The sequence below is a fragment of the Paraburkholderia dilworthii genome (assembly GCF_000472525.1).
GTDB lineage: Bacteria > Pseudomonadota > Gammaproteobacteria > Burkholderiales > Burkholderiaceae > Paraburkholderia > Paraburkholderia dilworthii.
Map to the genome: position 1 here is coordinate 233,553 of NZ_AWZT01000001.1, position 13,114 is coordinate 246,666.

Consider the following 13,114-nt stretch of genomic DNA (forward strand, 5'->3'; position numbering starts at 1 on the left):
CTTGCCTAGCGGCTTGCGGCGGTAGCGAGAAGCCACCCGAACAGGCTGTAGCGAAAGCGGTCGGTCCTGCGGTCATCGTGCCAGCGTCTGTAGCTTCGGATGCATCGGCGCCAGTGGCCGCATCAACGCCCGTTGCGCCAGCCACAGCATCGGAGCCAGCGGCATCCGCTCCGGTCTCAGCGTCTGCTCCTGAGCCTGCATCGACGCCGGTCCTGAAAATCGCCGTGTTCGGTGATGACGAGGTCGCAGGGATCGCGATCACGCCATACGGCATGCCGTCACTCGTCACGCCGACCGAACAAGCCAATCTGCAATCGGCGCTTCAGTCGCAGTTCAACGACACCGGCATCACAGTCTCGAACAATGCGACTGGCGGCACCTCGAGCAGCCTGCAAAACGAAATGGACGGGATGGATGGCGGCGGAGCAGGAGAGCCGCAGCGCATGATCGCGTCCGGAGCCGGCATCGTCATTCAGGAGCACATGCTGAACGACGCACTAGGCGGAGAAACGGTTGACCAATATTCCGGCTATCTCACGCAGTGGGTCGAAGATGCAAGGGCAGCCGGATTGACGCCAGTTCTGGAAGAAAGCGGACCTGTTTGCGATGGCAATCATCCGCAGCTTGCCAGTTACGTCGATGCGATGAACGACGTCGGAAGAAGACTCAGCGTCCCCGTCATTCATCAGTTTTCGCATATCCAAGGCATTGTCGGCTGGCAGGCTCACATGACGAGTTGCTTGTATCCCGATGCAACGCTGCTTGCCGCCAAAGCTCAACAGGAACTGGCAGTCATTGCGCCGCTAGTTCATTAGGTCATTTCTGACCGCTCCGCAAATTGCGGTAGAATCCGCGCGATCCGTCCGAGGAATAATCATGAGCCAGATATCAGAACGAAAGAATCGGCCGACTGTAGCGGTAATCATCCCGTTCTACAACGGAGCAGATTGGGTCGAACGCGCGATCAAGAGTGTGATGGAGCAAACTGTCCAGCCGAACGAATTCATCATCGTCAACGATGGATCGAAGCCTGAGGAGCGTTCAGCCCTCGGCAGGCTGGCTGAGCAGTATCCATTTAGCATTATCGACAAGGAAAACGGCGGCCAGGGGTCGGCGCGCAATGTTGGCGTCGCCGCCTCTACATCGGACTTCATTTCCCTTCTTGACCAGGATGATTACTATTTCCCGGATCACATCCGCGACCTGGTCGACGCGATCCCTGAGTCAGACTCCCGACTCGGATTCGTTTATGCCGATCTATGCGCCGCAGATGGCCCTGGCAACATCATGCATTCCAATATGCTGCGTCAGCAGCCCGGGATGCACCCCAAGCAAGGGCATATTGCAGATTTGCTGCGCCGCGATCTATTCATCCTTCCGTCCGCCGCTCTGATACGGCGTACAGCTTTTGATGCGGTGGGCGGCTTCGATGAGCAGTTCATGGGGTACGAGGACGACGATTTATTCCTACGGATGTTCCGCGCAGGCTTCACGAATCACTTCCTCGACAAGCCGGTGACGGCTTGGTGCCAGCACACCGGGTCAACGTCATGGTCTGTCAAGATGTCTCGCAGCCGATGGCGGTATTTCAAGAAGCTCGTCGCGTCATTCCCGGATGATTATTTTACGAAGGTTTATTTCTTTCGCGATTGTCTTGTACCGCGCTTCGGCCACGAATTTGTGAGGGAAGCTGCAAAGGCTGTTAAAACGTCATCGCCAAATCAGGACGAGCTTGTACAAATTCTGGTCGAGTATTCGGAAATCGTCTCGGCAAGTTCGAGCATAGACCGTCGTTACAAAAAACGCATCCGCTTGATGGCGTGGGCTCTTTCTTCGTGCCCGCGTGGACTGCTTCTGGTGGCCCGAAAAATGACGGGGCTGCCCCTGGTTGGAAGATTCGTTGCCTGACACGCGGTACGACCACACATCAAGAAGAAAGGAAAACCAAGATGCTGACCTTAGACGAAATGGTGAAAGAACTGGGAACCGTGACGATTCGTCACAGCGCAGGGATGTACCACGCAAATGCAGTCGGAATGATTAGTTGCGGGGATGCCAATAGCAGCGATTCCATCTCAGGCGCAGTCTGGAACGCCCTCAACCTGAAACGATCGCATGAGAGGGCCGCGCCGGACGCCGGGTATCCCATCGAATCGTCCGCTAACCTGTGACGGGAAGGTATTGGCGATATTCCGATCGCGGCCTTCGTCCTAACGAGCCGGGCTGCCTGTCGTCTGTAGACTCGTCGTCTGATTTACTGCGAACCACCACCAACCGTGTTGCCGGTGCCATTATTGCTGACGTTCGTGTTGTTGTTGAAGTAAGCATTCGACTGAACGTTCACACCGGAGGCGTTAGTATCCAGATAAATCGCCGGAGCCATATATCGGAACACGTTTCCGGTAATCACGCCGCCCACGCCCGAGGTGTTGTTGACATATATGCCCTGTGCACTACCCTGCGTCGGAGCGTTGACATTCTGAAACGTATTCCCGATGTACGAGAACAACACGGCAGCGCTGTTGTAAATCCCGACATTTCCAGCCGTGTTGAATAGGATGAAGAGATTGTGCGACACCATTAGATTCTGGTACTGCGACAGGATGCGGACACCAACCAGGGATGCAAACTGGCTATTGGAAATAGTCAGCTGGTCCATCCCAGTCTCACCGGTCGGGACATAAATACCCGAATAACTTTGCGCGGTGAAGTTGCACTGATTGACCGTTACCCCTTGCGTGTACGTGCCCAGAATCAGGCCGTTCGCCATAGAGTAGAAATTGCTCTCGGCGAAGTTGTACTGCACGCCGGGTGCGGTGCTCGTACTGTTGATCGTTACTCCCGTTCCCAACTGAGCAGTGCTTCCGATGATGTTCATCCCCCGGAAGTTCACATTGGAAACCTGATTCAGTACGATCCCGTTGGCCCAATAGTTTGCCTGAAAGTAACCATCCGATCCGCGAATCGTGACATTCGTGATATCAGATAGTGCTGTAGAAGCAGGGTTGGGGATCGTTCCCGTAACCTGTGATGCAACAATGGCAGCGCCTACAGCACCAGCCCCCGTCGTAGTCAGGGCAAGGTCACGGATATGGAAGGCCGTGGCAGTTCCGGAGGACGACGACGAACCTTGCAGCGATAGGGCAATGCCGTTAACTCCTGACGCGAACTGCAATTCAGTAGAATCAGCACCGGCTCCCAGAATGCTGATGGAGCCTGCCGACGACGGAAACGTGTATGAAAACTGGCTAGTGAATTTCCACAGCCCCGGACCAAAGTAGATGCAGGCTTTACTGGTCGGAGACGCCGCAATAGCCGCGGCCGCAGCCGTCGAATTGTCGCGAACGCCCGTATTGTCACCGCCGAATTCGGCAACATTCTCGCAATCGCTAGGAACAACGCCCTTTCCCGTTGAGGTGACGTACCACCCGTTCCCTGATCCGTTTGAGACAACGGTGATAGTCCTTCCCGGGGGAACATATAAGGTATTGGCTGATCCACTGGCAGCATTGATGATGACTTCGGCGGCATTGCCTTTGATAGTCCCGCCCGTAACGCCCCCCATGAAAGTCATGGTGGCACCAAAGGACACGCTGGACAGCGCGGGAAGCGTGGCAATGGCCGCATTAGCCTGAAACTGCGCCGTACCACCCAATTGGGAGGTTGTCAGCGTCGTATTGGCCGAAATTGCAATGATGTTCGACTGCTGATACGCGAAGCCCTTCGATGCCAGGAAAGCAGTAGTTGCCACTTTCGTGGAGTTGTCGCCAGCGCTCGGCGTGGGCGCAGTGGCCGAGGTCGAAGCAGCGAAGGTTGTGGTCGTAACGCCCTGCGCCGAAATAGCGCCAGTAAATGTAGCGCCGGTCAGAGATGCCGAATTCGTGTAGCAGGTAAATCCCGTTCCGCTTGTCCATTGCAGCGCGCTCGTAGATGTCGAGCAGGACGGCATTGCGAAAGCAGTGGGCGATGCGCTAGACCCCGTTGCGTTTGCAATAACGCTATTCGCCGCCTGCGCCGCCAGAGACGAAATCGTGACGAGGCCGGTTGCGGTAAAACTGCCGGTGAACGTCGGTGAGGCAATCGTTGGCGTAGTCAGTGCAGGCGAATTGGACAACACCACAGAGCCAGTCCCCGTAGACGTAGACGCGCCCGTACCGCCATTTTCCGGCGCAAGTGGGTTTTGCAGCGTCAATGAATTAAACGTCGGCGACGGGTATGTCTGCGCCAGCGCCGGAAATGCCAGCAATGCTGCCGAAAGCGCGGTGATGAGCTTTTTCATTTATGAGCGCACAAATAAAAAACCGCCCGGAGGCGGCTTATATTGATCTGGTTTGAATGTCAGGAGATTGAAACAACACCACTGTTGTTCCAGACGACTCCCGTCGAACCTGGCTGAGTGGTAGGTAATCCCGCCGCCCAGGCAGTCGAACTCAAGATTGACGCCAGATGAGAAAGTGGCATCGAGCACTGGGCTAGTTGACCGTTTTGCATCTGGTAAATCGTGACAAGTTCATCACCATTAATCGGTTGCGGTAAACCATATACGTGCATGTCAGAATCCAATGGCGAGATACACCAGCGCGAACGTGCCGGACGATTGCGTATAGAGGGACAACTGGACCTGTGATAGACCGGAAGGCGTGGCGGAAGGCGTTCCCTGAATCGGAGGAGAAATCCCGCCAAAGCTGGCTATGTCCCATAAATGCGAATTGGGAAACGGTATTGGCAAGTTGAACGTGCTGGACGTATTACCGATCCCGGATGAAACAAGTGCCGCCGTGCCATACTGGACAACCAGATTCCGCTTCGTGCCGGCGATGATGACGGGAATCTCGAAATATCCGGTGCCGCCGAGTGAGGCGACGAACTGACCGAGATTCACCGCATTTGTGGCTTCGGTAGGAGGTGCCACGTCGAATTGCTGCGTCGCCATGCCGGCCAGCAATGCAAACGTTGCATCGGCCTGTCCAAGCGTGATCGCCTGCCCAGAAGAAGCGGCGTTTCCAACTGCAACCGGATTGCTGAAAGTGTTATTTCCAGACCATGTGTTGTTATCCGCAAGTTGACCAAAAGACATTTGTTGGCCTGCGGTAGGCGGGCTGAATGCGAAGTCTCCGGTCAACCACGCGAGCGGCGATGTTCCGTCCTGTCCGCGCAATACAGTCAGCGTCGCGCCAGAAATGGCCGTAGCATAGACAATCTCGTAATTCCCTCGCGTGGCAGCATCGTTCAGCGTGAGAACTAGCGCCTTGCCGGCAGGAATCGATGCCGGCAGGTTTTGCGTGCTGGATAATGTGATAGTACCTGCGCTATTCGATACCGCCCCCGCCAACGTCGTATTGATGTTGTTGGCAAAAATGAAAATAGTCATGGGCCTGCCGAAATGGAAATTAGCCCGGAGTTATTCCAAAGCTGGTTTGTATTGTTCGGGTCTGACGTGGGCAATCCACCGCCGCCGAGTGCAAGCAGGCCTGCTGCGGTGACAACTCCGAAGTACACGGGTGCCCCGACTCCAGACCCTCCCGGCACGACCGCGACAGTGCCGCCGTTGTACCAGACGTCACCCGCAGACAGGCCGCCAGGATCGGTCGGATAGTTCAGTGGGGCTGTCATCCATAGCACGCCGCCATCATTGAAAAATCCAACGCTGTTGAAGGCGACGTCGTACTGGAATGGGAAAGCAATCAGACGCGCATTCAGCAATTCCTGAAGCGCGGAGAACACTGTGTTATCGAATGATGCGATGGTGAACGTGTTTCCCGATACCGTGATCGACGGAGGATTCTCCTGGACGGTGTAATCAGTCCCGCCTGCGCCATTTAGAAAGCGGTTAACGCGGTTCTTCAGCCATCCTATGGTGAACATCTGCCCGTCACCGCGGTACAGATTCCATGTCATCATCCGTTTATAAATGTCGTCCGATGCGATCTGAGCAGTGCCCGATGTCGAATGGGCGAGACCGTTATACGGCTCTAATTCGTTGTACGGAAACTCGTTGTACCCGGCTCGGGTGAAGCTTGTTTGCGTAGAAAGAACGGGGCGGGGAATGTTATAGATTCCCTGACCAATCCAGTCCAGCAGCGGACCCGATATATTGGGCGACGTGTAGAGCCCTAGCGGGGTGTTGTTGAACCAGTCCAGATACCCTTGCGACAGAGAGTTGTATGTCGCTACAAATGCCTGAAGGTCCTCATCATCGCTGTACTGCGCGTATAGATAACTCGGTATGATCTGCTGGAGCGGAGCCGTGCTGAATGACTCTATTTGCATGCCCTTACCCCTGTGTCACTGTTACGCCGGTAGAAGAGCAACTGAAATAACCTTCCGGGTCTGAGGGGACGATACTTGTCCCCGCAGTCGGACTGGCAACCACGCCATTGATCGTTATCACGAACTGCAGCGTAGTCACATTCGTCGGGTCAATCACCGCCGACACGGAGTCCCGGAAAACCGAACTCATATCGAGCAGATTGATCGGTTGGCCGACATAAATCGAATTGATATACGACTGGATTGCTGGCGATGCGACTTGCGCCACCGAAGTTCCTGCCGTGAAGCTGGGTAGCGTGGTATTCCACGTTATAGCAACGGTCACCGTCTGCTGCGGAGGATTCACGAACGTCACTGAATACGTGTCGGGATTCTGGTATAGCGAGACAGCCACATCGCGAGGGTTCGGCGTGAATTTGGCGCCGCCCGTATAGGCGCCGAATCCGGTCCCATTCGTTGTGGTTGTAATTGTGTCGCCGGCAATCGAGGAGACGGTATAGGTCAGGTTGTACGCGATCGGAGTTGCATCCGTCACCGTGAACGTCTGCCCGATTGCAAACCCACTCGGCAGGTTCGTGGTAATGACAACGGGGTTGGCCGCTGTCATGGTCGTAATGCCGAGTTGCGAGCCCTGAAGAACCGCGATATCAGGGACGCTTTGCAGAATTGCGGTCGCCACCGAATAGGCATCTCCGCCGCCGCAGACGATCTGCCAGCCGCCTGCCAATTGATTGATCGACACCAGGCGCTGTTGAACGCCGATGATTTTGCCAAGCAACGTTTTCACATACGCAGGCGTTCCCGTAGATGCAACTATGCCTGCTTGCAGCACGCGAGCGCGATAGTCCTGCGGGCTCTCGGTCGTGGTCGCTGGCGTCCCAGCTTCCGGGTTCGTCACTGTGACGGCGTAGGCGCTCGGAACGGACGTGACAAGCTTGGTAACCGTACCGGCCGGGATGGCGAAGGTTCCGCTGGTGGTAGCAACAGCAAACAGGAGGGGACTAATCCCCCCAGTCTCGATTACCCCCCCATCCTGCAAACTATACTGGTTAGAGCCATCGCCCACCAGAAATCCCGGCTGGAAGACATAACCGGGAGGACCGGAAAACTGCACGTAGACGCTACCGTTCGCCGCCAACCCCTGCGGAATGCCTGCCTGCGCGCCGAGTTGGGCGAGAATAAAAGCATTCGCGCCGTAAGGCGTAACACTGTTAATCGCATCGACTCTGGCCTGGTCGAGCGTGACCAGTGCGCCGACGTCCGTTGACGCGATGTCCTCAATTAAGCTGCCCGGAAGATTTGCAGAATAGTCGGGGTTTGTCGCAGCAACGCCATTGACGAGCGCCGACCGAAGCGTCGACGGCGGAGTCGTGACAGGCCCCGCACTCGTCATCACCAGAGGTATGGTCGTCGGGTTTATGGTAGATGCCATCTGGTCGGGCCATAAAAAAGCCCGCGCAAGGCGGGCTGTGCTGTTGTGGTTTCGAGGTCGGGTGGAGCGCGCTACGCTTTTAACGAATGCGGCGGGCTCGGAGAAATCCGTCTGCCGTGACAGATCCTCCGGAGAAGGTCATCTGTGCGACCAGGTACACTGTTGTCGTAGAGGAAAGGCTCAATCTCGTCACACCAGTATTGCTAACTTCGTTCGAACCCGTCGTGAAGGTTACTGAAGTATTGGCAATTCCTCCAGCGGGCCATGTCGGAGTGGTTGCCGAGACAGTGTTGATGCCTGAGATAATATTCACAGGTGCCGCGCCCGCCCCGACGTTAAATCGGATCGAACCGAATAAATCCCAATCCCCTGCTGTCAGGGAAACCGAAGTCGCATTGAAATTCGTGGCCGTGGTGATTGACGTGCCAGAGGTTGTGTTCGAGATCATCTCCCCCACACTCCCAGCATTCGCATTATCATTCGTCGTCGTGCCGACAATACCGGCAGTGCTTGACGGCGTAATCGTGCTTGTCGCTTGGAGGGTAGTGAACTTGCCGGAAGCGGCGGTCGTTCCTCCAATCGCTCCGGGAGATGCAAATGTCGCGCCTCCTAGCGTAGCCGCATTCACCGCAGTATTGCAGGTGAATCCGGTATTTATGGTCCAGTTCAGGGCGCTCGTCGCCGTGCTGCAACTCGGCATAGCAACTGCCGTGGGGCTGGCGGTGGATGCGGTTGCATTTGCCAACACCGTATTGGCTGCTTGCGTAGCCAGGTCAGTCGTTGTAACAAGGCCAGTTGCCGTGAAAGCGCTAGTGGCAGACAGTGTCGTCGCATAAACCGGCTCAGGCGTCGAACTTCCGAAACCAGTAGTCGGAGGATTTGCGAAGGTATAGCCGTTCAGCGTTGATGCATTGACGTTCGTGATGCAAGTGAATCCGGCTCCGTTTGCATACCCGAGCGCGCTAGTCCCTGAATTACAATTTGACAGACCCATAACCGTAGGAGTCGTCGTATTGTTCGTCGGGTTCCCAAGTACGGAATTCGGCGACATCGGCGCGAGGCTTGACGGGCCAACCGATCCGCTTGGTAGGGTGAATGAACCGTTGACAGTGAGATTGCCTGTTACTGTGAGAGTAGGAACCGTCAACGGTCCCGTCAGAGATCCCCCGCTCAGCGATAGCACATTGGCAAATGCATTGTTCAGTTGCTGAGCCGTCAGTATCTGTCCGGTGACGAACTGTGCATTAGCCGCAGAACTGGCAAACAGCAGGAGTAGGGCTAGTTTTCGCATTATCCGAGCGTCGAGCTATCGAGAATGAAAGTGTTATTGAGCTGAGGCGCAACGACCGAGGAGTCCACGTAGGGCGTGAGCACAGCTCCGCTGTGGCAGACGGCGTTGACCTGGTAGGCTGGAGGCCACTGGACCTGTACGCGAGAGATCGTCAGTGACGAGAAATACTGCGAGAACTGTGTCTGCGTTTGCATGACGTAATAGTCGGGAAGCACCTGCGTTACGATCGTCTGATATTGAGGAATCCCGTAATTTGCATAGAAGGGTGACTCTCCGAGGTTCAGCTTTAGGCATTGCGCAAGCGTGGTCAGCCAGATGCTGTCGTCGTAGCCTGCGCTATCCGTGTTGACCTGTACCCAAGTCTTGGTCCCGTCCTCGTTCGTGATTCGGCCATATGTACGCATTTAGTAGACCATTTTCATTTGAGCCATGCCAGATACCCGTCCGCCCAACTTCTTTTCACATGACAATCTTCTGAAGCTCTCAAGAGAATATTTGGTGCTCGTTCTGTTCCTGAGGAGCAGGTCGGACGCATTTGCATTAGCCCATGAAGTTGCCAGGCGCGCGCCATTGTTTGTGGTGCGAGATCTCGAGTCGCTGAAGATTCATGTTGCCGGGTTCGCAGCAACGTTTGACGGTGCCACCGAGGCTATGGACCTGATTCATTACGTCCGCGGATGGCGAGGGACGCACTTCTACGCACAGGGGAGAATGGTCATCGGAGAGATGGAGCAGGCATTCCAACTTGAATCGGTGTTGAAGTGCTTCGCTGACTCATGCGCAGTCCGGGACTATCGAGCTCACTGTTTCCGGCTGATAGATGATCCATTCAATCCGCTGGCTCCTTATCGAAACTTTGATCACATCGCGCCATACTTCAGGCACTATGAGGCAGCGGCAACCGAGGGGACTTATGTCTTTCCATGCCGACATATGCTTCAGTGGTTCAGGCCACAGGACGGACATCCAGCATCCATAACGGACCAGATTCAGGCTGAGGGCGTCGCCCGGCACTGCGACGTTTGCCCTCGGTTCGAGCCCAACGATTTTTTATTTAGAGAAGGAAAAACATGAAACACTGGATCTGCGTGTTACTAGCCGCATCTGTCTCATATGCCTGCAACTCTAGGACCGACGACCAGATGACGTCAGAGGACAAGCACAAACAGGAAATCTTGGCAGCAATCAAAGAGTGCGCGAACCAAGGAATCCGACAAGACTACAACCCAGGAATCTCTTATTTGAAGTGCCACGATGGATTCATGGACATGAAATTCAGCGGCAGCAACGTAAAAATTGGCGGATGAACGGAGACATTATGAAATTGAGTCGATCTGAAGATCTAAAAAAGACCGCCATTGCGTGCGTCTCGACGCTGGCGGTTCTATTTGCTCTCACGATGTTGTTTGCGATCGCTACTGGCGGCCTGTGATTCCTAGTTGATCGGCGGATCGGTCTGCGTTTTTGTACCGGTTCCCGGGAAGTATCCGTGCGTATGGTTCTCGTAACTTTCGCCGTTGATGCTGAGGCCCGAGCCGTCGAGAACGATGGTGTTCGTGCCAAACGTCATGGTGATGCCGCTCGCGTTCAGCACCAGAGAAGTCGTGCCGTAAGTCAGCGCCGTTTCCGTAGCATTCACGATGGCCGTACTGTTGCCGAACGTTATCGTCGTGCCGTTGGTGTTCGTGACAATTTCCGACGTCGTTCCGGTCGTCGTCCGGATAATCGCACCGTTCGGCCCCTGCATCTGCGCTGCGTTCTGGTCGATCGGCGGAGAACCTGAGTTGCTTACCGGAACGAAGACCAGCGCGCTTAGATTGCCGGGTTTCGTTAGCGTCGCTACGCCACCGCCAAGCCCTGATACACCACCTAGGTAGGCATCGGCAGGCATTGTCATGCCGAAGTCGCCTACCTGCGTCGGCATGCGAATCCAGTTGCTCTCAGCCTTCGGAATCGTGATCTGCGGCAGGTTAAACGGCGCAGCATTGACCTCGAACGCAACCGTCACGATCGCACCCGATACCTTCACTACCCGACACGGCAGCGCGCGGCCTAAATTCTGGATAGCCTGTTGGGCTCGATTGATCGCGACTTGATTCGCGTTCTTCTGTACCCATAGCTTGGCATAATTATCAGCCATTCCTATCCTTGACTAGCCGCTGGAACTGCTACGCAATTGATAATGGTTGACCATTGCGAGGCGTCAGGCGACCTGAAGTTTCCGACCTGACGAAGTTCAGTCACGATGAAGTTGTCCTGAAACGTCGTCTTGTATTTGATGCTGGACGAGTATGCGTTGCCGGTCGTAGTAACGAAGCCGGGCGCATTCTGCAATCCCTGAGGCATCTTTACGATCGACCCCATTTGCAGGTCGGCTCGAGCAACCATCTTTATCTGGATTGTGTTGACCGCAATCCATGTTGGCTGCCCGATGAAATCGTTAAAGTTCAGTTGGATCGGACCCGGCCGATAGGTGTTGTCATAGACAACGATCTTCCCGGCCTGTATCCCGATGTTGACCCGGTTATCGAATACGCCTTCGGTGATGTCTCCGACCATCTGAGCAAACTGATCCAGCGTCGCGCAGATGTGGGGCTCATCGTGATTCTGAGTCAGATTCGAACTGATGTTCATGACCACAGGGACGCCCGGATATGCGTTCGCGAACGTCTGCTTCAGGGCATCCGACAATTCCATGCCGGCCGACCAGTCAAGCAAGAGATTGCCCGGATTCGAGAGCGTATAGACGCCCGGGATCACAACGAAGTCCAGCGTCTGATTCGTTCCTTCCCAGTTGCCGAACGACTGGAAGATTGTCCCCTTCAAAATCGTCCCGGCCTGATTCGGGGAAATGAGCGGCAGTCCCGGCGCCTTCATTCCCGCTTTCAACTCTAGCGTCATGCCGGCGAACTGCTGCGCCTGCGTCAGGTCTTGCAGGGATATCCCGCGGACTGTGATTGTCGCGCTGTTGCCGGGGGTTCCGTAGGGCAAGACCAGAGCGTCGTATTCGACCTGCAATGCGGCCGGATCGTAGATGCCGTTTTGATGAGTCGACCATGTACGCGTTGGCGCTGTGGCACCTGCGGGCGTTAGCGCCAGTTCGTAAAATCGGCTCATGGGTTGACTTCCAGATTCCTCGTATCGGCTCGGTAAAGAATGGTTGAGGTGCCGAAGATTCCAGGCGCCAAGAGGATGTCATAGTCGAGCGGGGAGCCGATCAGAGCGCCAGTCCAGATGTTTGCTCCCGACTGATCCGTGATCGACGCGAAATATCGCTGCCCGGAAATATTCCATGCCGCGCTGAACGTATAGCTCGTGTTGTCCAGCGTAACCTGCGTCGAAAACGGAGGGGACGCGTTGTTGCTCGGCGTGAAGGGGATCAGTGTCATAGAGGTGTCGAAAGGTATTTATTGACAACACCCGACAGATTCGAGATGTTCGACACGGCATTCTGTGCAGCCGAACCGACTGCCACTGCAGCGTTAGACCAGATAGACGTCCCGGCCGTCGTCGGTGCCGTTACCTGCGCGCCCGAGGCCAGTTTCGACATCAATGAGGAATACGCCTGGATCGCCTGCATCTGCGTGGTGAGCGGCTGAACAAAATCCCACTGCGCCATAATTTGAGTTTGCTTTCCTTCGCCACCGGTCGTATCCGTGATGCTTTGCAAAATACAGCCGGTGTAGATGTACCATGGTGTGGCCACTGTGTACGTCCCACCAGCCGCGTTGTGCGCAACGAGCGAGTTTTGCAGCGAAGTCCAAATCGCAAGTTTCGTGAGGTAGCCGGCCGTATCTTTGACCGGTGCGATCATCCGGAGACTAATGTTCAACGGATTCTGAATCGTTGCATTCGCGGCCGTTGCCTGATTTGCAAATGGAAACGTCGCAGCCTGCTGGCTGATAAGCGTCGAGCCAGGGATCGGAACATACCGAGCAAAAAAGTCGTCCGTCGAAATCCCGTTTGTCAATGCGCCCTGCACTGCAGACAACGCTTGACCGCCTAATGCAATGATCGGAAGCATACCGCCAAGTGTATTCGACGCAATGCCGTCAACCAGGATAATGGGAGATATCTGGAATGCCAAGTCATATGCTATCGCGGCTGCTGGTTGTGCCATA

General features: G+C 55.3%; 14 protein-coding genes. 5 read left to right on the plus strand and 9 right to left on the minus strand.

Going from position 1 to position 13,114, the window contains the following annotated elements; genetic code table 11:
• Positions 1-224: 224 nt before the first annotated feature.
• From F759_RS37030 to F759_RS0101190, 3 genes are all read left to right on the plus strand, one after another.
• Positions 225-815 (plus strand): SGNH/GDSL hydrolase family protein, encoded by a 591-nt coding sequence (locus tag F759_RS37030; protein ID WP_244438765.1) that lies wholly within the window; start codon positions 225-227, stop codon positions 813-815.
• Between the two features lie 61 nt (positions 816-876).
• Positions 877-1,908 carry a glycosyltransferase family 2 protein gene (locus F759_RS0101185; RefSeq protein WP_036023305.1) on the plus strand — a complete coding sequence of 344 codons (1,032 nt, stop codon included), beginning with the start codon at positions 877-879 and terminating at the stop codon, positions 1,906-1,908.
• A gap of 41 nt (positions 1,909-1,949) precedes the next feature.
• Entirely contained in the window at positions 1,950-2,171 is a 222-nt protein-coding gene (locus F759_RS0101190; protein ID WP_027798234.1) for a hypothetical protein, read from the plus strand.
• 83 nt (positions 2,172-2,254) lie between these two features.
• Here F759_RS0101190 and F759_RS41940 read toward each other — a convergent pair whose 3' ends face one another.
• The 4 genes from F759_RS41940 to F759_RS0101220 form a co-directional block, all read right to left on the minus strand.
• Positions 2,255-4,279, minus strand: coding sequence for a hypothetical protein (locus tag F759_RS41940; protein ID WP_152530560.1), 2,025 nt, complete (start codon positions 4,277-4,279; stop codon positions 2,255-2,257).
• 273 nt (positions 4,280-4,552) lie between these two features.
• Entirely contained in the window at positions 4,553-5,371 is an 819-nt protein-coding gene (locus tag F759_RS0101210) for a gp53-like domain-containing protein (RefSeq protein ID WP_027798238.1), read from the minus strand.
• Complete coding sequence (locus tag F759_RS0101215; protein WP_027798239.1) at positions 5,368-6,270, minus strand: hypothetical protein; 903 nt, start codon at positions 6,268-6,270, stop codon at positions 5,368-5,370. Before F759_RS0101215 ends, F759_RS0101210 begins: the two co-directional genes overlap by 4 nt.
• Positions 6,271-6,274: 4 nt before the next feature.
• Positions 6,275-7,702, minus strand: coding sequence for a baseplate J/gp47 family protein (locus F759_RS0101220; protein WP_244438766.1), 1,428 nt, complete (start codon positions 7,700-7,702; stop codon positions 6,275-6,277).
• A gap of 116 nt (positions 7,703-7,818) precedes the next feature.
• Here F759_RS0101220 and F759_RS42775 point away from each other — a divergent pair, with 116 nt between their 5' ends.
• Entirely contained in the window at positions 7,819-8,538 is a 720-nt protein-coding gene (locus F759_RS42775; RefSeq protein WP_027798241.1) for a hypothetical protein, read from the plus strand.
• A gap of 454 nt (positions 8,539-8,992) precedes the next feature.
• Here the strand turns inward: F759_RS42775 and F759_RS37035 are convergent, their stop codons facing one another.
• Positions 8,993-9,397 (minus strand): hypothetical protein, encoded by a 405-nt coding sequence (locus tag F759_RS37035; RefSeq protein WP_063829640.1) that lies wholly within the window; start codon positions 9,395-9,397, stop codon positions 8,993-8,995.
• Positions 9,398-10,063: 666 nt separating this feature from the next.
• On the opposite strand from F759_RS37035, the gene F759_RS0101240 reads away from it, so the two are divergent.
• Positions 10,064-10,300, plus strand: a complete 237-nt coding sequence (locus F759_RS0101240) for a hypothetical protein (protein WP_027798243.1) — start codon at positions 10,064-10,066, stop codon at positions 10,298-10,300.
• 128 nt (positions 10,301-10,428) lie between these two features.
• On the opposite strand, the gene F759_RS0101250 is transcribed toward F759_RS0101240, so the two are convergent.
• Genes F759_RS0101250 through F759_RS0101265 form a run of 4 tightly spaced genes read right to left on the minus strand, consistent with a single transcriptional unit; the run spans position 10,429 to position 13,113 of the window.
• Complete coding sequence (locus F759_RS0101250) at positions 10,429-11,133, minus strand: hypothetical protein (protein WP_027798244.1); 705 nt, start codon at positions 11,131-11,133, stop codon at positions 10,429-10,431.
• 2 nt (positions 11,134-11,135) lie between these two features.
• The gene (locus tag F759_RS0101255) at positions 11,136-12,110 is read right to left on the minus strand and encodes a hypothetical protein (protein ID WP_244438767.1); all 975 of its coding nucleotides are present in this window, start codon (positions 12,108-12,110) and stop codon (positions 11,136-11,138) included.
• On the minus strand, positions 12,107-12,382 hold the full coding sequence (locus F759_RS0101260; protein ID WP_036023308.1) for a phage baseplate plug family protein: 276 nt from the start codon (positions 12,380-12,382) through the stop codon (positions 12,107-12,109). The genes F759_RS0101255 and F759_RS0101260 overlap by 4 nt, the downstream gene beginning before the upstream one ends.
• Positions 12,379-13,113: a hypothetical protein gene (locus F759_RS0101265; protein ID WP_027798247.1), complete on the minus strand. Its 735-nt coding sequence runs from the start codon at positions 13,111-13,113 to the stop codon at positions 12,379-12,381. The genes F759_RS0101260 and F759_RS0101265 overlap by 4 nt, the downstream gene beginning before the upstream one ends.
• Between the last annotated feature and the right edge of the window lies 1 nt (position 13,114).